The organism is Microbacterium sp. NPDC003461 (assembly GCF_053588335.1).
The window spans coordinates 15,532-33,267 of record NZ_JBSFPT010000009.1; the positions used below are offsets into that span (position 1 = coordinate 15,532).

19 protein-coding genes and 1 tRNA gene are annotated in these 17,736 nt (G+C 73.9%); 10 read left to right on the forward strand and 10 right to left on the reverse strand.

Annotated features, from left to right (window positions below):
- Positions 1 to 61 precede the first annotated feature (61 nt).
- The 6 genes from pepN to ACWDR7_RS05550 all read right to left on the reverse strand — a co-directional run bounded on the left by pepN (position 62) and on the right by ACWDR7_RS05550 (position 5,919).
- Positions 62 to 2,569, reverse strand: coding sequence for an aminopeptidase N (gene pepN, locus ACWDR7_RS05525; RefSeq protein WP_449853929.1), 2,508 nt, complete (start codon positions 2,567 to 2,569; stop codon positions 62 to 64).
- A gap of 78 nt (positions 2,570 to 2,647) precedes the next feature.
- Positions 2,648 to 3,292, reverse strand: coding sequence for an NAD(P)-dependent oxidoreductase (locus ACWDR7_RS05530; protein ID WP_449853930.1), 645 nt, complete (start codon positions 3,290 to 3,292; stop codon positions 2,648 to 2,650).
- A 17-nt stretch (positions 3,293 to 3,309) separates the two neighbouring features.
- Complete coding sequence (locus ACWDR7_RS05535; protein ID WP_449853996.1) at positions 3,310 to 3,669, reverse strand: PPOX class F420-dependent oxidoreductase; 360 nt, start codon at positions 3,667 to 3,669, stop codon at positions 3,310 to 3,312.
- Positions 3,670 to 3,742 (reverse strand) — tRNA-Met (locus ACWDR7_RS05540).
- A gap of 59 nt (positions 3,743 to 3,801) precedes the next feature.
- Positions 3,802 to 4,353: a flavin reductase family protein gene (locus ACWDR7_RS05545; protein WP_449853931.1), complete on the reverse strand. Its 552-nt coding sequence runs from the start codon at positions 4,351 to 4,353 to the stop codon at positions 3,802 to 3,804.
- A 72-nt stretch (positions 4,354 to 4,425) separates the two neighbouring features.
- Positions 4,426 to 5,919, reverse strand: coding sequence for an FAD-dependent oxidoreductase (locus ACWDR7_RS05550; protein WP_449853932.1), 1,494 nt, complete (start codon positions 5,917 to 5,919; stop codon positions 4,426 to 4,428).
- A gap of 221 nt (positions 5,920 to 6,140) precedes the next feature.
- On the opposite strand from ACWDR7_RS05550, the gene ACWDR7_RS05555 reads away from it, so the two are divergent.
- The 5 genes from ACWDR7_RS05555 to ACWDR7_RS05575 are packed head-to-tail and all read left to right on the forward strand — an operon-like array spanning position 6,141 to position 10,032.
- Positions 6,141 to 6,512, forward strand: a complete 372-nt coding sequence (locus ACWDR7_RS05555; protein ID WP_449853933.1) for a sugar ABC transporter ATPase — start codon at positions 6,141 to 6,143, stop codon at positions 6,510 to 6,512.
- A 12-nt stretch (positions 6,513 to 6,524) separates the two neighbouring features.
- Positions 6,525 to 7,079, forward strand: coding sequence for a hypothetical protein (locus ACWDR7_RS05560; RefSeq protein ID WP_449853934.1), 555 nt, complete (start codon positions 6,525 to 6,527; stop codon positions 7,077 to 7,079).
- Complete coding sequence (locus tag ACWDR7_RS05565; protein WP_449853935.1) at positions 7,076 to 8,359, forward strand: cytochrome P450; 1,284 nt, start codon at positions 7,076 to 7,078, stop codon at positions 8,357 to 8,359. Before ACWDR7_RS05560 ends, ACWDR7_RS05565 begins: the two co-directional genes overlap by 4 nt.
- 28 nt (positions 8,360 to 8,387) lie before the next feature.
- On the forward strand, positions 8,388 to 9,566 hold the full coding sequence (locus ACWDR7_RS05570) for a zinc-dependent alcohol dehydrogenase (RefSeq protein ID WP_449853936.1): 1,179 nt from the start codon (positions 8,388 to 8,390) through the stop codon (positions 9,564 to 9,566).
- 16 nt (positions 9,567 to 9,582) lie between these two features.
- Entirely contained in the window at positions 9,583 to 10,032 is a 450-nt protein-coding gene (locus ACWDR7_RS05575) for a DUF6098 family protein (protein ID WP_449853937.1), read from the forward strand.
- A 7-nt stretch (positions 10,033 to 10,039) separates the two neighbouring features.
- Here ACWDR7_RS05575 and ACWDR7_RS05580 read toward each other — a convergent pair whose 3' ends face one another.
- Genes ACWDR7_RS05580 through flgN form a run of 4 tightly spaced genes read right to left on the reverse strand, consistent with a single transcriptional unit; the run spans position 10,040 to position 13,244 of the window.
- The gene (locus ACWDR7_RS05580; protein ID WP_449853938.1) at positions 10,040 to 10,411 is read right to left on the reverse strand and encodes a flagellar assembly protein FliW; all 372 of its coding nucleotides are present in this window, start codon (positions 10,409 to 10,411) and stop codon (positions 10,040 to 10,042) included.
- Positions 10,408 to 11,283 carry a flagellar hook-associated protein FlgL gene (flgL, locus tag ACWDR7_RS05585; protein ID WP_449853939.1) on the reverse strand — a complete coding sequence of 292 codons (876 nt, stop codon included), beginning with the start codon at positions 11,281 to 11,283 and terminating at the stop codon, positions 10,408 to 10,410. The genes ACWDR7_RS05580 and flgL overlap by 4 nt, the downstream gene beginning before the upstream one ends.
- 38 nt (positions 11,284 to 11,321) lie before the next feature.
- Positions 11,322 to 12,731, reverse strand: a complete 1,410-nt coding sequence (flgK, locus tag ACWDR7_RS05590; protein WP_449853940.1) for a flagellar hook-associated protein FlgK — start codon at positions 12,729 to 12,731, stop codon at positions 11,322 to 11,324.
- Between the two features lie 27 nt (positions 12,732 to 12,758).
- Positions 12,759 to 13,244, reverse strand: coding sequence for a flagellar export chaperone FlgN (gene flgN / locus ACWDR7_RS05595; protein ID WP_449853941.1), 486 nt, complete (start codon positions 13,242 to 13,244; stop codon positions 12,759 to 12,761).
- A gap of 188 nt (positions 13,245 to 13,432) precedes the next feature.
- Between flgN and ACWDR7_RS05600 the strand changes: the two genes are divergently transcribed.
- From ACWDR7_RS05600 to ACWDR7_RS05620, 5 genes are all read left to right on the forward strand, one after another.
- Positions 13,433 to 14,236: a sigma-70 family RNA polymerase sigma factor gene (locus ACWDR7_RS05600; RefSeq protein ID WP_449853942.1), complete on the forward strand. Its 804-nt coding sequence runs from the start codon at positions 13,433 to 13,435 to the stop codon at positions 14,234 to 14,236.
- A gap of 101 nt (positions 14,237 to 14,337) precedes the next feature.
- On the forward strand, positions 14,338 to 15,534 hold the full coding sequence (locus ACWDR7_RS05605; protein ID WP_449853943.1) for a flagellin N-terminal helical domain-containing protein: 1,197 nt from the start codon (positions 14,338 to 14,340) through the stop codon (positions 15,532 to 15,534).
- Between the two features lie 81 nt (positions 15,535 to 15,615).
- Entirely contained in the window at positions 15,616 to 16,998 is a 1,383-nt protein-coding gene (gene fliD, locus ACWDR7_RS05610; RefSeq protein ID WP_449853944.1) for a flagellar filament capping protein FliD, read from the forward strand.
- Positions 16,998 to 17,423, forward strand: a complete 426-nt coding sequence (gene fliS / locus ACWDR7_RS05615; RefSeq protein WP_449853945.1) for a flagellar export chaperone FliS — start codon at positions 16,998 to 17,000, stop codon at positions 17,421 to 17,423. Before fliD ends, fliS begins: the two co-directional genes overlap by 1 nt.
- Positions 17,416 to 17,691, forward strand: coding sequence for a hypothetical protein (locus ACWDR7_RS05620; protein ID WP_449853946.1), 276 nt, complete (start codon positions 17,416 to 17,418; stop codon positions 17,689 to 17,691). The genes fliS and ACWDR7_RS05620 overlap by 8 nt, the downstream gene beginning before the upstream one ends.
- Positions 17,692 to 17,736: the final 45 nt, after the last annotated feature.

Consider the following 17,736-nt stretch of genomic DNA (forward strand, 5'->3'; position numbering starts at 1 on the left):
GAGAGGGCCGCCCGGGATGCCCGGGCGGCCCTCTTCGCGTGTGCGGGACGCCCCGCACCGGTCAGGCCTCGTTCGCGGCGCGCACGCGCAGGTCGCGCGCGAGGTGGTCGCGCTGCTCGAGCACGATGCGACGCAGGGACCCGGGCGCGTCGGCGTGCGCGGCGAGCCACGCGTCGACGGCGCCGAGGTCCTCGCTCGCCGGGAAGAGCCCGGCGACGAGGCGCCGCGCGATCTCGATGCTGCGATCGGCCCAGGCACCGCGGATGCGGGCGAAGTAGTCGGCGTCGAAGCGGGCGACGAGGTCGCGGCGCCCGCCGGCGCGGATGCCCGCGATCGTGGCGCCGAGGTGCTCGTTGCCGAGCCCGCGGTCCTCCCACGCCGCCCGCCAGGCGGCGGCGCGCACGTCGGGGTCGGGGCGCGAGGCGCGGGCCTGCACGGCGGCGGTGCGGCCCGAGAGCGTGTCGTCGCGCGCGAGCTCCGCGGCGATGCCGCGCTCGTCGATCGCTCCGATCGCCGCGAGCCCCTGCACCCAGGCCCAGCGCAGGTCGGGGTCGAGCCGCAGCCCCTCGGATGCCGGGGCATCCCCGTTGAGGATGGCGCTCAGCTCCGCGGCGTGGGCGTCGTCGTACGCCGTGGCCGCGCCGACTGCGCGCGCCCACGCCAGCTGTGCGTCGCTGCCGGGCGCCGCCGCGGCGAGCGCCTGCCACGCCGTCTCGGCCCACAGGGCGCGGGCGTCGCCGCGCGAGCTCTGCGGCACGTAGTGGTTCACGGCGAAGGCCGCGTTGGCGATCGTGCCGGCCAGCAGGCCCACGTTCGCCTCGTGCGGCGCGTGGCGCGCCACGATGCCGAGGTAGCGGTGCACGGGCAGCTCGCCGTCGCGCGTGGCGTTCCACAGCGACGACCACACGAGGCCGCGCGCGAGGGTGTCACCGAGCCCGCTCAGGCCCGCCTCCACCGCTGCGAGCGACTCCTCGTCCAGGCGCGCCTTCGCATACGTGAGGTCGCCGTCGTTCAGCAGCACGAGATCCGCCGGCGGCACCTCGACCGACGTGCGCTCCTCCGAGATGTCCGCGTCGACCGATCCGCGCCGCTCGAGGCGCCCGTCCGCCAGCTCGAACGTGCCGATGCGCAGGCGGTGCGGCCGTGGGGATGTCTGCACGAGCGCCGCCGCGCCTTCGCCCTCGCGCTCCAGCGCGAGCGTCGAGACGCCCGTCGTCTGCAGCCACGCCCTGCTCCACGCCCGCACGTCGCGGCCGGACGCCTCCTCGAGCGCGGCGAGCAGGTCGTCCAGCGTCGTGTTGCCGAAGGCGTGGCGCCGGAAGTACGCGCGCGCCCCGGCGAAGAAGGCCTCCTCCCCCACGAACGCGACGAGCTGCTTGAGCACCGAGGCGCCCTTGGCGTACGTGATGCCGTCGAAGTTCAGCTTGGCGGCCTCGAGATCGGGGATGTCGGCGACGATCGGATGCGTCGTGGGCAGCTGATCCTGCTCGTACGCCCACGCCTTGCGGCGGTTGGCGAACGACGTCCAGGCGTCGGCGAAGCGCGTGGCCGCCACGGAGGCGTGCGAGCCCATGTAGTCGGCGAACGACTCCTTGAGCCACAGGTCGTCCCACCAGCGCATCGTCACGAGGTCGCCGAACCACATGTGCGCCATCTCGTGCAGGATCGTGTTCGCGCGCCCCTCGCGCTGCGCGTCGGTGGCGGCGCCGCGGAACACGTACGACTCCGTGAACGTCACCAGGCCCGGGTTCTCCATGGCCCCGAGGTTGTACTCCGGCACGAAGACCTGGTCGTACTTCCCCCACGGGTAGTCGTACCCGAACGCGTCGGTGAAGAAGTCGAGGCCCTGCCGCGTGATCTCGAGGATCTCGTCGGCGTCGAGGTGCGGGGCCAGCGAGGCGCGGCACAGCACGCCCAGCGGGATCCGCTGCGCGCCGCGGCTCCATTCGCCGTCCACGCGGTGGTAAGGGCCGGCGGCGATAGCCGTGATGTACGACGAGAGGGGCAGGGTGGGCTCGAAGACGACGCGGTCCTGGTCCCCGAAGTTCAGCCTCTTGCTCGGCACCTGGTTCGACAGCACCGTCCAGCCTGCGGGCACCGAGACGTCGAACGTCCACCGCGCCTTCATGTCGGGCTGCTCGAAGCAGGGCATGAGGCGGCGCGCATCGGCGGGCTCGAACTGCGTGTAGAGATAGGTCTCGCCGTCGGCGGGATCGACGAAGCGGTGCAGCCCCTCGCCGGAGCGGCTGTAGGCGCCGACCGCGCGGACGACGACCTCGTTCGGACCGTGCGCGAGGCCGCGCACGCGGATGCGCGCGCCGTCCCATTCGACGGGGGTCTCCGTGCCGTTGACGGTGACCGCGCTCACCGCCTCACCGAGGAAGTCGATCCACGTCTCATCCGCGCGGGCGTCGAACGCCAGCGTGCTCGCGACGGGAAAGCCCGCGCGCGCGGCGTCGGGTGCGCCCGTCAGGTCGAGCTCGACCCGCACCTCGTGCAGGTCGATGGCGGCGGCGCGGGCGGCGGTCTCCTCGCGCGTGAGGTTGGCGGAGGCGTTGGGGGAGCTCATCCGTCCATCGTCGCAGAGCGGCCGACCCGAAACGCGGAGCGCGGTGGTCCGGACCCTCTGACCCGGACCACCGCGACGTCAGTAGGCGACGGTGAAGCGCTGGCGGCGGTGCGCCGGGTGCTCGATCTCGTCGACCACGGCCAGGCCGAAGTCGGCGCCCGAGATGAACGACTGGCCCTCGTCGTCGACGAGCAGCACGTCGCCGCCGGTGCGGTAGGTGCCGAGCGCCTCGCCGGGCGCGAACGCGCCGAAGCCGCCCGCGGGGCTGATGTAGAACCAGTCGAGGCCGCTCTCGTCCGCGCGCAGGTGCTCGAGGATCCGCTCGGCCTCGCGCACCTCGGGCAGGATCTCCTGCGGGAAGCCCTCGGTGTCCATCACCTTGGGGCCGCCCTCGGCCACGAGCAGTGAGCCGGCGCCGCCCACGACGCCCAGGCGCACGCCCGCCTCGGCGGCGAGCTCGGCCAGCTGCGCGACGGTGCCCTCGACGCGGCCCTCCATGTCGCCGCGCGGGGCGACGGTGACGAGCACCACGTCGGCGTCGGCGACGATCGCGCGCGCCGCGTCGCGATCGCGGGCGTCGGCCTGGCGGTAGTCGACGCCGGGCTGCGGCTCGTCGGGCAGGGTGCGGCTGTACGAGATCACCTCGAAGCCGCGCTCGGCGGCGGTGCGGACGATGTGGCCGCCGGCGTAGCCGGTGCCCCCGATGACGGCGATGCGGGTCATGCTCTTCTGTTCTCCGTTCACTGCCTGGTGGCGCGCTCGACGGACATGACGAGGATCACGCGATCCGCGGCGTCCGGCGGCGGGGTCTGGCTGGGGTTGCCGTAGCGGTTCTGCAGGTGCACGTAGAACGCGCCCTCCGGGTCGGGCACGACCTCGACGAGCCGCCCGGCCACCTCGAGGTAGCGGAACACGTCGTCCGGGTCGGTGATCGACAGCGCCATCGACGGGTTGTGCTGCAGGTTGCGGTACTTCTGGCGGCGCGTGGTGTGCGTGAACCGCACGTGCTCGCCGTCGAACTCGAACCACATCGGCGTCACCTGCACGGTGTCGTCGGGGCGGATCGTGCCGAGGTGCCCGTACAGCGGCAGCTCGAGCAGACGCGGCGACGGGAGTCGAACCCGCCACGCTCCCGGGTATGAGCCGGAGCCCGGGACCGCCCGGACCGCCGCGAGGCGCTCCCACGCTAACCCGGGCCGGCGACACCCGCGAGGGATGTGACGAAGCGTGACTCAGGCGCGCGGCACGTCCCGGTCGGGCGCGGCCGCCGGCAGCGCGGGATCGATCGCGCGGGCGTCCGGATCGAACGCGTGGAAGCGGCGGTCGTGGTACAGCAGCGGCTCGGCCTCGGGACCGATCACGACGTCGAGCACCTCCGCGACGACGAGCGACGAGTCGGCGACGCGCAGGGTGTCGATGATGCGGCAGCGCAGTGTGGCGCGGGCGTCGGGCAGGAAGGGGCGCCCCTCCGCGTCCCACTCCCACCCCTGCGCGGCCGTGAAGCGCTCCGCGCCCGAGCGGGAGAAGGCCAGGGCCGTGGCGGCGTGCTGCGCGCCGAGCAGGTGGATCGACAGGTCGCCGGCGGCGAGCAGCCCGCCGGCCGACCCCGTGGCGCGGGTCACCGAGAACGACACGGCCGGCGGTGCGGCCGCCACGGACGACAGGCTGGACGCCGTGAGGCCGACGGGCCCTCCCGGCGCGAGTCCCGTGATCAGGGTGACGGCGGCGGGATGCTGGCGGAACACGGACTTGAACCGGTCGGTCATCCCCGTCGCGTCGGTCATCGGTCTGCCTCATTCGCGCGCATACTTCGACCGTACGTCCTCCCGCACCCCACCGGCGCCGGTCCGCGCGGCTCAGGACGGCTCGTGCGGCGCGAGGTCGTCGACCGCAGGCCCCTCGATCACGCGCCCGTCCGGCGCGAAGCGCGAGCCGTGCAGCGGGCAGTCCCACGTGCGCTCGGCGCCGTTCCAGCGCACGATGCCGCCCAGGTGCGTGCACACCGCCGACACGGCGCACCGCTCGCCGCGCACCGTCGACTCCGCCACGATCGCGGCGCCGCGCCGCTCGACGGTCGCGCTCTCGTCGTCGGCTCCCCCGCCAGGCGCCGCCCAGCCGCACACGAGGTGCCCCGCGACGGCGGCGTTCACGGTCACGGCCTCGGCGGCGTCCCGCAGCCCGCCGCGATGCGCGCGCAGGCGCGCCGACCACTCGGGCTCGTCGCCCGCGATCTGCCCCGCCAGCGCGAGCGCCGCCGCCGGGGCGTTCGTCATGCCCCACTTCGCGAACCCGGTCGCGGCGAAGATCCGCCCCTTCGAGCCGGGCACTTCGCCCGCGTGGGGGATCGCGGATGTCGTGCGGTAGTCCTGCGCGGCCCACCACGTGATCCGCCAGGCGCGCGGATAGACCGCGCGCACCCAGGCGTCCAGCGCCTCGAGCCGCGCCGGCGTGTCGTCCTCCCTGCCCGTCTCGAACGGGTCGCCCGCCACGACGAGCACGGGCTCGCCGTCGAGCCCTCGCGCGGAGCGCAGCGACCGCGGCACGGGGTCGACGGACAGGTACATCGCCTTGGGCGGCCGCACGGCGTCGGGCAGCCGGTAGGCCGCCGCGAACTCCCGCGAGACCGCCAGGCGCGACGACATCCGCCCGCGATCGAGGATCGGCGTGCCCGTGGCGAGGATGAGCCGCTCCGCCCGGATCTCGCCCCGCTCGGTCGTCACGCGCACGCCGTCGTCCCCCGGCTCCGCCGCGCGCACGCGGCAGCCCTCCCGCACGACGCCCCCGCGGCGACGCAGCCGGGCGGTGAGCGCGGCGAGGGCGAGCATCGGGTGCAGCTGGTCCTGGTCGGGCAGGCGCAGTGCGGCGGAGACCTCGAACGGAAGCCCCACGGTGCCCCGGCCGTGCCGCTGCACGTCGACGCCCGCGGCGGCGAGGGCCTCGGCCTCCTCGTCGAGCGCGCGCACGCCGTCGTCGGTCGTGGCATAGGTCAGGGCGTCGCGCCGCGCGATCGTGCCCGGCGTGCCCTCCAGCCGCTCGCGCATCCAGTCGCGTGCGGCCTCGTTGCCCGCGCGGTACGCGCGCAGCACCTCGTCGCCCGTGTGGCGCAGGATGCGGCTGTACATGCCGCCCTGCAGCAGGCTCAGCTTGCCCGTGGTCCCCCCGGTGGTGCGCGCGCCGAGCTTCTCGGCCTCGAGCACCGCCACGCTGAGGCCGCGTTCGGCGAGGGCCATGCCGGCGGCGATGCCGGCGAGACCCCCTCCGGCGATGGCGACGTCGACATCCGCCGGGAGGTCCTCGTCGACCGGGATGGGCGGGGCGGTGGCGTGCCACAGCGATCGAGCATCCGTCATGACCCGATCCTGCCGCGCGCGGCCGGCGGGCGCCGCCCCCTTGTCGCCCGCTCGGCACCGTGATAGCCGCGCCGAGCGGGACGCCGGAGGGTTACATCGGCGCCTCGCAGGAATCAACCCCCTGCCGGTCGGGGGCGCGGCGTCCCAGGCTGGCAGCACGACATCCGAACCGGCCCGACATCCGAACCGGCCCGACATCCCAACCGGAAGGGGACGAGCACATGACGAACGCCGCAGACGAGGGCCGCGAGCGCGCCGCCGCCGTGGACGAGGACATGCAGGACTTCGACCCCCTGGAGGAGCCGAGCACGAACGAGCGCGACACGTCGGTGACCGCCGACCCGCTCGACGATCCCGCCCAGCGCGAGTGGGAGGGCGTGGGCTCCGACGCGGAGACGACGGGCACGGGCGGTCTCGGGACGGACGTGACGGGGACGGGCGCGGATCCGGCCGAGATCCCCGGCGACGAGGACGAGGTGCCGGTCGAGGACCTGCCGGGCATCGAGGTGCAGCCGGAGTCGCAGGGCGAGGACCCCGAGCTCGCCGACCTCGGCCCCGAGGGCCAGGGAGACGTCTCGCCCGAGGACCTCTGACCGGAGAACCACATGAGGGAGCCGGACATGCGCGAGGAGATCCCGCCGGGTGGCGGGGGCGCCGACAGCGGCGCGGCCGACGCGCCGCGGGTGTCGCCGGACGACCGCGGATCGATCCAGAACGTCTCGAGCCAGAACGACATCCCCGGCGTGGGCACGCGCGCCGCGGACGGATCCATGGAACCCGAGCCGCGGCCCGCGCGGCGGGAGGACGCTCGCGGGGCCGAGCGCCCGTCGGCGACACAGCCCGTCGACGACGGGCGGGCGCCGCGTCGCGGCTCCCGCGGCAGCATGCGCGGCGGCCGCGCCGCGTGGTGGCTGATCCCCGCCGGCCTCCTCGGCGCCGTCTGCGTCGTGCTGTTCGCGGTCTCGGTTCCCGAGGCCGGGCTCGTCGCCTGGCTCGGCATCGCGCTCGAGGTGGTGCTCTTCGCGGCGATCGTCGCGGTGGCGCTCACCCAGCCGCTCGGCGGGCGCCGCAGCGCGCTCTTCGCGAGCCTGCTCGGCGCGATGGCCGTGGTCGGCGTCGCGATCGCGCTGACGATCTACGCGATGGCGACGGCGGCATGACGGCCGTCACCCACCGGCACACGGCCGCCCCGATCCCCCGCGTGCGCGGCGACGCGACCCTCGCCCTCCTGGCGGAGGGCTACGGCTTCGGCGCGCGCCGGTTCGACCGGCTGGGGTCGGATGCGTTCCGCACCCGCCTGCTCGGCATGCCCGCGACCTTCGTGCGCGGCCCCGAGGCTGCGCGGTTCTTCGCCGAGGGCGACCGCTTCTCGCGCACGGCGGCCATGCCGGCCTCGGTGCTGCACTCGCTGCAGGACGAGGGCAGCGTGCAGACGCTGGCCGCCGACGCGCACCGCACCAGGAAGGCCCTCTTCCTCGAGCTGCTCGAGCCGGCGGGCCGCGAGCGGATGGCGCGGCTCGTGCGCGAGGAGTGGGACGCCGCGCTGCCGGCGTGGGAGCGCACCGACATGGTGCGGCTGCACGAGGTCGTCGCCGAGGTGCTCACGCGCGCGGCGTGCCGCTGGGCGGGGCTGCCGCTCGACGACGACACCGCCCGCGCCCGCACCGAGGAGTTCCTGGCCATGCTCGACGGCGCCGGCGGCTTCGGCCCGCGCAACTGGCGCGGTCGGCTGCGGCGCCGGTCCACCGAGCGCTGGGCACAGGAGCTCGTGCGCGACGCGCGCGACGGCAGCCGCGGCGCCGTCGTGGGCAGGCTGATCGCCCACCGCGACGCCGACGGCAGGGGCTTGGACGACGAGGTCGCCGCCGTCGAGCTCATCAACCTGCTGCGCCCCACCGTGGCCGTCGGACGGTTCGCGGTGTTCGCCGCGCTCGCGCTGCACCGGCACCCGTCCTGGGCCGAGCGCTTCCGCGCCGGCGACGAGGAGCACCTGCGCGGCTTCGTGCAGGAGGTGCGCCGCACGGCGCCCTTCTTCCCGCTCGTCGCGGGACGCGCGACCCACGAGCTCGAGTGGCGCGGCGAGCGCTTCGCGCCGGGCGCCCTCGTGGCGCTCGACATCTTCGCCACCCACCGCGATCCGGCGCTGTGGCCCGAGCCGCTGCGCTTCCGCCCCGAGCGGCACGATCCCGCCGCCGGCTCCGACGACCGGCGCGCGCACGCCGCGAACGCGCTGATCGCCCAGGGTGCCGGCGACGACCTCGCGACCACCCACCGCTGCCCGGGCGAGCCGCTTGCGATCGAGCTGCTCGAGGAGATCGTACGGCTGCTCACGCAGCGCACCGCCTACGAAGTGCCGCCGCAGGACCTCGGGGTGGACCTGCGCCGGTTCCCCACCCTGCCGCGATCCGGGTTCCTCATGAGCCGGGTCCGGCGGGCGTGATCCGCACCGACATCGACGAGGAGATCTGATGAGAGCGCTCACCTGGCAGGGACGCCGCAACGTATCGGTCGAGCAGGTGCCCGACCCGCGCATCGAGGAGCCCACCGATGCGATCGTCCGCGTGACGTCGACCGCGATCTGCGGATCCGATCTGCACCTGTACGAGCTGTTCGGCCCGTACCTCGACGCGGGCGACATCCTCGGGCACGAGGCGATGGGCGTCGTCGAGGAGGTCGGAGCCGAGGTCACGTCGCTGCGCCCCGGTCAGCGCGTGGTCGTGCCGTTCAACATCGCGTGCGGGCACTGCTGGATGTGCCGTCACGGCCTGCAGTCCCAGTGCGAGACGACGCAGGTGAGAGAGCAGGGCACGGGCGCGGCGCTGTTCGGCTACACCAAGCTGTACGGCCAGGTTCCCGGCGGGCAGGCCGAGCTGCTGCGCGTGCCGCTGGCCGACTACAACACCGTCCCGGTCGGCGAGGAGCTGCCGGACGAGCGCTACCTGTTCCTCAGCGACGTGCTGCCCACGGCGCTGCAGGGCGTGCAGTACGCGCACGTGCCCGAGGGCGGCACCGTGGCCGTGCTCGGGCTCGGCGCCGTCGGACAGTTCGCCTCCCGCATCGCGCGGCATCTGGGGCACCGCGTGCTGGCGGTGGATCCCGTGCCGGAGCGGCGCGCGATGGCGGCGCGCCACGGGGTGGACGCGTACGACATCGACGAGGCGGCCGAGCGCGTGCGCGACGCGACGGACGGCCGCGGTGCCGACGCGGTGATCGACGCCGTCGGGCTCGAGGCGCACGGCACCCCGGCCGTGCACGCCGCCCACCACGCGCTCGGGGCGCTGCCGGACGCCGTCGCCCGCCCCGTGATGGATCACCTGGGCATGGATCGCACGGCCGCGCTGCTGGCGGGCATCGACCTCGTGCGGCGCGGCGGCACCGTGTCCGTCAGCGGCGTGTACGCGGGCGACGCCGACATCCTGCCCATGAAGACGATGTTCGACAAGCAGCTCTGCCTGCGCATGGGACAGTGCAACGTGAAGCGCTGGGTGCCGCAGCTCGTGGAGCTCGTGGAGCGGGAGGACGATCCGCTCGGCACCGCCGACCTCACCACCCACCGGGTGCCGCTGGCCGAGGCGCCCGACATGTACCGCACGTTCCAGCGCAAGGAGGACGGCTGCATCAAGGTCGTCCTGGACCCGGCGGCCTGAGGGGCAGGTCCGCACGATGACGGATCGGATGCTCGAGCGGGAGGAGTACGAGCGAGAGCCCGTGCGCTCGCTCGCGGAGCTGGAGGAGCTGGTGGGCGCGCGGCCCGCGCTGCACGCGCGCTACTCGCAGGGCCCGGCGGACGACGGCGACGGCGGCAGCATGGACACCGAGAGCGGGCTGGAGCTGCCGGGGCTCTCGGTCAATCCGCTCGCGCCCGAGCCGTGGTGGACGCGGCCGGTCGCCGACTGGCTGGCGCGCCAGCTGTGCCAGTACCGGCACCTCGCGGAGGCGCACCCCGACCGGCACGCGTGGGTGCTCACCGGCCGGCTCGTGGGCCGCGGACCCGACTGCGAGCCGCTGCTCGCGCACGCCGTGCCCGTCGCGCGACTGGACGACCGGCTGCTCGAGGAGGCCGACGCCCGCTATCGCGAGGCGTTCGACGCGGGTCAGGGGCCCGAGGGCTGAGGGAGCCTCAGCCGAGGGGGGCGCGCAGCGGCAGGTCCTGACCCTCCAGGATCACCTGGGCGGCGGCGCCCGTGGCGGTGTTGACGACGACCGGCGCGAGGAGGTTCACGTGGACGCCATCCGCGCCGGGGTTCGCCACGACGAGCACGAGTGCGTCGTCGGGCGAGTCGAGCGCGAGCGCCTGCGCCTGCTCGTCGGTGAGCACGGGCGCGTAGCCGGGCAGCGACACGGCCGGATCGACGAGGAACATGCGCAGGTCGGCGTCGGCGACGGCGCGCAGCGCGAACAGGCCGTCGGCGCCCTCGACGGGCGACAGCACGAACTCCGTGTGCGGGGCCAGCCCCGGCGGCGGGGCGACGAACTGCAGGGCCGCGCTCACGCGAGGAAGTCCAGCAGGGTGGGCTGCAGCACGCGGCTCGTGACCTGCAGCGACGACTGGTAGACGAGCTCCTGCGCCCGCAGCTGCACGAGCACCTCGACGGTGTCGACGTCCTCGACCGCGGCGCGGCGCGTCTCGAGCGAGACCGACTTGTTCACGGCCACCTCCTGCGCGCGCTCGATCTGTGCCTGGCGGGCACCCACGGCACCCTGGGCACTGAGCATAGCCGTGGTGCGCTCGTCGATCGCGGTCACGTGCGCGCCCACGTTCACGCCGGCGCGCAGGTCGGCGATGATGCTGTCGACGAGAGCGAAGGCCGACTCGTCGCCTTCCCCGAAGACGGCCGCGCCGTCGGCGTCGACGCGCACCGTGACGCCGTCCGAGATGCGGCGCGTCACCTCCGAGCCCGGCACGCCGTTGTACGCGTAGTCGCCGCCCTGGAACGCGGTCGCGGCATCCGACGTGCCCGCGAACACCGAGCGCCCGAGCAGGCGGGTGTTCGCGGCGGCGAGCAGCTCGTCGCGGATCGTCTCGAGCTCGACGGCGATGGCCTCCTTCGCCGTGGCGTCGAGGGCGCCGTCGTTGGCGCCCTGCAGCGTGAGCACGCGCACCCGCTGCATGAGGGTGACGCCCGACGAGATGGCCTGGTCGGCGGTGGTCACCCACGCCATGGCGTCGTCGATGTTGCGCGCGTACTGCTCGTTACGCCCCTGCTCGGCGTGCACCGCGAGCGTCGCGGCGGCGGCCGAGGGGTTCTCGGACGGCGAGAGGAAGGCGCGCTGCGAGGTGGCCTTCTCCTGCAGCTTCGAGAGCTCGGCGAGGTTGCTCTGGAGGTGGCGCAGCGACGCCTGCGTCATGGTCTGCGCGGTCACGCGGGAGATCATCGTGTTGCCTTTCGGACGTTCCGGGCTCAGCGGCCCACGAGGCCGGTGCGGTTGATGAGGACGTCGAGCGCCTCGTCGACGGCCGTGAGCACGCGGGCGGCGGCCTGGTAGGCCGTCTGGTAGGTGAGGAGGTTGATCGTCTCCTCGTCGCCGTCCACGCCGGCGACGGACTGCTGGGCGGCGGCGCTCGTCACGGCGGCCACCTGCGCGACCGTCGCCCGCTGCGCGTCGCCGGCCGTGGCGACGCCCAGACTCGTGACGAAGTCGGCCCACAGCGCGTCGGGCGAGCCCGCGGCAGTGCCGATCTGCGAGATCGCGTCGGCATTGGACGAGTCGTGCGCCCCGCTGTCCGGCCGCGCGATCGCGAGCTCGCGGCCGCTCGTCGGCACGACCCGCAGCAGCAGGGCGGGTGCGCCGGTGCCGGAGGCGTCGAAGAACGCCCCGCCCGGCGTGCCGTCGGACGTCACGCCCTCGGCGTGCTGCGCGTTCACGGTGGTCGCGAGGCTCGTGGCCAGGCGGTTGTAGGCGTCCGCGACGCCGGCCAGCGTGCCGCCGTCGGCCGCGGGCGCGAGCACCGACAGCGTGCCGCCCAGCGCGCCGCCCACCGAGGCCAGCGGCACGTCCGGCCGGTGCGCCCACGCCACGGTGACGGGCTCGCCCTCCGCGAGCCCCTGCGGTCCGCTCGCGACGAGGTGGCGCGACTCGGTGCCCGCGGCGAGCGCGTTGCCGTCGATCCGCACCGTCATGGTGCCGTCGGGCTCGATGGTCGCCTGCGCGCCCGTCTGGCGCGCGACCTCCTCGGCCAGCACGCCGCGCCGATCCATGAGCTCGTTGGCCGAGCGGCCCGAGTTCAGGGCGTCGCGGATCTCGCGGTTCAGCTGCGCGATCTCGTCGGCGGCCACGTTCACCTCGGACACCGTGAGGTCTACGCCCGCGCGCAGGCCGCTCCACTGATCCGTGACCGCTGTGTAGCCGGCGGCGATCTGCGACGACAGCACGCCGGCGTTGTTCAGCACGACGGCGGCGGCGGCCTCGGAGTCCGGCGAGTTGGCGAGGTCCTGCCAGCCGTTCCAGAAGCGGGTGAGCGCGGCGGCGAGGCCGGCCTCGGTCGGCTCGGACAGGGCGGACTCCGCGATGCCGGCCACCTCGGCGCGCACGCCCCAGTACGCCGAGGCGCCCACCGCGTCGCGCACGCGCGCGTCGAGCAGCGAGTCGCCGAGCCGCGCGATGCCGTCCATCGAGACGCCCTGGCCGGGCACGACGCCCGTGCTGAACATGCCGGCCCGCGCGACGGGCGCCAGCGCCGAGGTCTCCAGCCGCTGGCGCGTGTAGCCGGGGGTGTTCTGGTTGGCGATGTTCTGACCGGTCACGTCGATGCCGCGCCGCGCGGCGGCCAGCGCCGAGGCGGCGGTGTTCAGTCCCGAGAAGGTGGACAAGATCTCTCCCTCAGCTCGCGTGTGCTGTCACAGTTCGGTGTCGAGGATGCGCGGCGCGGCGTCCCCCTTGGCGCTGGCGCCGTCGACGCCGTACTCGCCGGTGTCGACGCCCAGTCCCGCTATGGCCTCCTGGGTCGCGCGCAGCGCCGCGCGCAGGTGCAGGGTGTTCGCGTCGCGCCGCTCGGCGACCTCGGCGGCGAGCGCCGTCAGGGCCGCGAGATGCTCCTCGAAGACCTCGCGCCATGCGTCGGTGGGCGCGTGCGCGATCAGGTCGCGCAGCGTCGCGTCCGCCGGGGCTCCCCATTCCTCCGCGACCGAGGTCACCTCGATCGCGCGTCCGAGCCCCGCGTGACGCATGCGGCCGAGCACGTCCTCGACCTCGTCCGCGGCGAGCTGGACCCACCGCGAGCGGCCGGCCGCGAGGATGAGCTCCTGCTCCTCGAGCTTGAACAGCAGGGACTCGAGCAGCTCGCGCTCGCGCCACAGCCGCATCGACAGCTCATTCGCTCCCATGTGACCGATTCCCATCTCCCCCTGAACCACGACACGCCATGGCCGCGCACTTGACACTGTCGGCAGGTGTGCCACTACGGTTACGTGTGTCCGGGTAGTACATGGGTAGTTCTCCCCAGAAACTCCCCGGACAGGAAACTGAAGATTCGCTCCCCCACCGCCCCGTTCCCCCGAAAGGCGGCTCCGGCATGACGTCTGTCGAGCGCGATCGTCTCATCGTCGAGAACCTGCCCCTGGTGGGCTTCCTGGCAGCCGAGCTCAGCTCGCGTGCCACCCACATCCCGCGGGAGGATCTGGCCGCCGCCGGAGCGCTCGCGCTCGTGACCGCCGCCGAGGCGTTCGATCCCGATCAGGGGGTTCCCTTCGGAGCGTACGCGAGACGACGCATCCTCGGCGCCTTCGCCGACGAGATGCGCTCCATGGACTGGGCCTCGCGCGGCATCCGGCGCCGCATCAAGGAGACCGTGGCCGTGCACGACACGCTCGCGGCGGGCCTCGGTCGCACCCCCACGAACGACGAGATCGCCACCGCGATGGGCGTCGACACGGCGGCGGTGGCCGAGAGCCTCGCCGACGCGGCCCGCACGGTGACGAGCATCGACGAGCCGAGCGTCTACGAGGTCGCCGCCGAGCAGCCGCTGCCCGAGGACGCCGCCGTGCTGGGCGAGCGCCAGGACGTGCTCACGCGCGCGATCGCGGCGCTGCCGGAGCGGATGCGCTTCATCGTGCAGGCCGTGTACTTCGAGGAGCGCCCCGTGAAGGACGTCGCGGCGGAGCTGGGCGTGTCGCACTCGGCCGTGTCGCAGCAGCGCTCGGAGGCGCTGCGCCTGCTGCGCGACGCGCTCGACCGCTTCTACGCCGACGAGCCCACCGCGCTGCCCGCGCCCACCTCGCGCGTGTCGGCCTCGGCGCGGGAGTCGTACTTCGACCGCATCGCCGCCGGCGGCGGCCGCCTCGCCCACGCGTTCCTCCCCCGCGCGGCCAGCGCCTGATCGGCTCGCGCCGCGCCTAACGGATGGCGCGGCGCTGCCGATAGGTCTGCATGGAGCTCACGGACGGGCTCCGCACCACCACCCAGTCACGGAGGAACACCATGGGTATGCAGATCAACACCAACGTGTCGGCGCTCAACGCCTACCGCAACCTGTCCAACACGCAGAACGATCTGTCGAAGTCGCTCGAGAAGCTCTCGAGCGGCCTGCGGATCAACCGCGCGGCGGACGACGCGGCCGGTCTCGCGATCTCCGAGGGCCTGCGCTCGCAGGTCAACGGCCTGAACGTGGCCGCCCGCAACGCCCAGGACGGCATCTCGGTCATCCAGACCGCGGAAGGCGCCCTGACCGAGGTCCACTCCATCCTGCAGCGCCTGCGCGACCTCGCGGTGCAGGCCGGCAACGACTCGAACAACGACGAGTCGCGCGGCGCGATCCAGAAGGAGGCGACCCAGCTCTCCCAGGAGCTGACCCGCATCAGCGAGTCGACCAACTTCAACGGGATCAACCTGCTGGACGGTTCGAAGTCGCAGCTCACGTTCCAGGTCGGCGCCGACGGCACCGACGCGAACAAGATCGACGTCAATCTGTCGAGCGCGAACGTCAAGGCGATCGCGAACGCGATCGATGGCGGCGACCTCACTGTCTCGGGTACCACCTTCGCCATCGCCGATGTCACCGCGCTCACCACCGGCGCTGCGACCTTCGTGGTCGTAAAGGACGGCGTCACGACGACGGTCGAGACCGGCACGCTCGATGACACGCTGGGCACCGACACGGCGACGGGCTTCGCCAGCGTCGAGGAGTACGCAGCTGCGCTGCGCGCCGACGAGGACTTCGCGGCGAACTTCTCGGTCACGGTCGCGAAGGACGCCAACGGCGCCGGCACCGGCATCGTGGTCACCGCGCTGAACGGCGGCACGCTGACCACGGCGGCCAACACCACGCCGGGCACCGGCGTCACGGCCGGCGTCGAGGGCACGGCCGTCTCGGGCGGTGTGCAGTTCAACACCGCAGAGAACGCCCGCGCCTCGATCGAGCTGATCGACGCGCAGATCACCTCGATCTCCGCGGCGCGCGCGGACCTCGGTGCGGTCCAGAACCGCTTCGAGTCGACGATCAACTCGCTGCAGGTCTCGTCGGAGAACCTCTCGGCCGCGGAGAGCCGCATCCGCGACACCGACATGGCGTCGGAGATGGTCAAGTACACCGCCGCGAACATCCTGTCGCAGGCCGGCACCGCCATGCTCGCGCAGGCGAACCAGTCGACGCAGGGCGTGCTGCAGCTGCTGCAGTGAGCCGGCTGACCGCCCGGGCGAGACGCGGCCTCCGCTCTCGCCCGGGCGGTCCCCCACCATCCCCCGAACCGGGAAGGCGACATGTCACTCTCGCTCGACGGACTCGCGTCCGGACTCGACACGACAGCGCTGATCGACGCCCTCATGGACGTCCAGGCGATCCCCCGCACCCTGCTGCAGAACAAGGCGGACGACAAGGGCGTCGTCATCAGCCACCTGCAGACCCTGAACACCTCGCTGCAGGACCTGCTCACGAAGGCGACCGGCGCGAAGAAGGCCGACTCACTCGCCGCCTACACCGCCACGAGCTCGAGCGACGCCGTCGCCGTGACCGCCTCCGCCGGGGCCGCCGCGTCGCGCATGGAGGTCGTCGTCGACCGCGTGGCCACGGCCCACACCGTCGTGACGTCGGCGCTGACGGAGTGGCCCGAGCAGCCGCCCACCCTCACGCTCGTCGACGCCGAGGGCAACCAGACCGAGATCGTCGCGGTCGGCACCTCGCTCACCGAGGTCGCCGCCGCCATCAACAAGGCGGGCGCGCCCGTGACCGCGCAGGTCGTCTCGGCCGGCGTCGACGCGAACGGCGACCCGCTGCAGCGCCTGCAGCTCGTCGCGAACGCCAGCGGCGCCGCCGACACCTTCCAGCTGTACCGGGGCGACGCCGCCTCCGTCGACGCGGGCACCGCCGTCGACCTCGCGACCGAGCCCGGCGCGGCCGTCGTCGCCCAGGGCCAGGACGCGCAGGTGCGGCTGTGGGCGGGCACGGCGGCCGAGCAGGTCGTCACCTCGTCCACGAACACCTTCGACGACCTCATGCCCGGCATCGACGTGACCGTGTCGAAGGTCACGAGCGAGCCCGTCACCGTCTCAGTCTCCGCCGACACCGCCGCGAGCGCCAAGACCGCGAAGACGTTCGTCGACTCGATCGCCGCGGTGCTCAAGCGCATCGACGAGGGCTCCAAGGCGACGGTCGGCGGCGCCGGCGAGAGCACGACCCTCGGCGTCTACACGGGCGACAGCACCGTGCGGGCGCTGCGCCGCGCGCTGGCCGACGCCGTGCAGTACCCCGTCGACGGCGTCTCGCCCTCGTCGATCGGCATCTCGATCGACCGCTACGGCGTGCTCAGCTTCGACGCCGAGAAGTTCGAGGCCGCACTGGCGGACGATCCCGCCCTCGTCGAGAGCGTCTTCACCGGCATCGCGGGGCGCGTCGAGACGGTCACCAAGCAGTACTCCGACCCGTACGACGGCATGCTCACCACCCGCATCACGGGGCAGGAGAGCGAGGTCGACGCCCTCGAGGACCAGATCGAACGCTGGGACCTGCGCCTCGAGCAGCGCCGCGCGACGCTCGAGCGCACCTACGCGGCCCTCGAGACGATGCTCTCGCAGATGCAGTCGCAGCAGGAGTACCTCACCTCGCAGCTGGCGGCGCTGCCCACCTACAACAACGGGAAGAAGTGATGACCGCATTCGCACCCGGCGCCCGCGTCGCGCAGTTGCGCGCGGCCCAGCAGCGCTACCAGACCGACGCCGTGCTCTCGGCCACGCCCGAGCGCCTCGTCACGATGCTGTACGACCGCCTGCTGCTCGACGTCGAGCGCGCCGAGGCCGCCCAGCTCGCGGGGAACTGGCAGGACGCGTCCACCCACCTCGTGCACGCGCAGGCGATCGTCGCCGAGCTGAACGCCTCGCTCGCCGACACGTGGGACGGCAGCGCCTCGCTGCGCGCGCTCTACGTGCACCTCACCACGACCCTGATCGGCGCGAACATCGGCCGCGACCCGCAGCGCACGCGCGAGTGCCGCGACCTCATCGCGCCGCTGCGCGAGGCCTGGCACGGCGCCGCGCAGGCTGCGACGACCGCCCCGATGCACGCCAGTGCCTGAGAACGACGCGCTGCGCGCGTGGGCGACGCTCCTCGACCGCTTCGAGCGCGACCTGGCGCCCGGCGCCGCTCCCGCGCCGTGGACGCGGCCGGCCGCCGAGCTGCCGCCCGAGCTCGAGGCGCGGGCGCGCCGCGTGCTGCAGGCGCAGCGCGAGCGCGTGGCCGCGCTGGCCCGCGAGCGCGACGAGACCCTCGCGCAGCTGACGGCGCTGCGCCGGGTTCCCGGCGCCCCGGAGGGCCGCCCGGCGTACGTCGATCTGGACGGCTGAGAATCCGTTCCTAACGCGCGGCGCGCGGCTGCCGATAGAGCACCG

Excerpts from the sequence above, each read along its gene's own strand:
- pepN (WP_449853929.1), bottom strand. The coding sequence starts at position 2,569 with ATGAGCTCCCCCAACGCCTCCGCCAACCTCACGCGCGAGGAGACCGCC.
- ACWDR7_RS05530 (WP_449853930.1), bottom strand. The coding sequence starts at position 3,292 with ATGACCCGCATCGCCGTCATCGGGGGCACCGGCTACGCCGGCGGCCAC.
- ACWDR7_RS05545 (WP_449853931.1), bottom strand. The coding sequence starts at position 4,353 with ATGACCGACGCGACGGGGATGACCGACCGGTTCAAGTCCGTGTTCCGC.
- ACWDR7_RS05550 (WP_449853932.1), bottom strand. The coding sequence starts at position 5,919 with ATGACGGATGCTCGATCGCTGTGGCACGCCACCGCCCCGCCCATCCCG.
- ACWDR7_RS05555 (WP_449853933.1), top strand. The coding sequence starts at position 6,141 with ATGACGAACGCCGCAGACGAGGGCCGCGAGCGCGCCGCCGCCGTGGAC.
- ACWDR7_RS05560 (WP_449853934.1), top strand. The coding sequence starts at position 6,525 with ATGAGGGAGCCGGACATGCGCGAGGAGATCCCGCCGGGTGGCGGGGGC.
- ACWDR7_RS05565 (WP_449853935.1), top strand. The coding sequence starts at position 7,076 with ATGACGGCCGTCACCCACCGGCACACGGCCGCCCCGATCCCCCGCGTG.
- ACWDR7_RS05570 (WP_449853936.1), top strand. The coding sequence starts at position 8,388 with ATGAGAGCGCTCACCTGGCAGGGACGCCGCAACGTATCGGTCGAGCAG.
- ACWDR7_RS05575 (WP_449853937.1), top strand. The coding sequence starts at position 9,583 with ATGACGGATCGGATGCTCGAGCGGGAGGAGTACGAGCGAGAGCCCGTG.
- flgN (WP_449853941.1), bottom strand. The coding sequence starts at position 13,244 with ATGGGAGCGAATGAGCTGTCGATGCGGCTGTGGCGCGAGCGCGAGCTG.
- ACWDR7_RS05600 (WP_449853942.1), top strand. The coding sequence starts at position 13,433 with ATGACGTCTGTCGAGCGCGATCGTCTCATCGTCGAGAACCTGCCCCTG.
- ACWDR7_RS05605 (WP_449853943.1), top strand. The coding sequence starts at position 14,338 with ATGGGTATGCAGATCAACACCAACGTGTCGGCGCTCAACGCCTACCGC.
- fliD (WP_449853944.1), top strand. The coding sequence starts at position 15,616 with ATGTCACTCTCGCTCGACGGACTCGCGTCCGGACTCGACACGACAGCG.
- fliS (WP_449853945.1), top strand. The coding sequence starts at position 16,998 with ATGACCGCATTCGCACCCGGCGCCCGCGTCGCGCAGTTGCGCGCGGCC.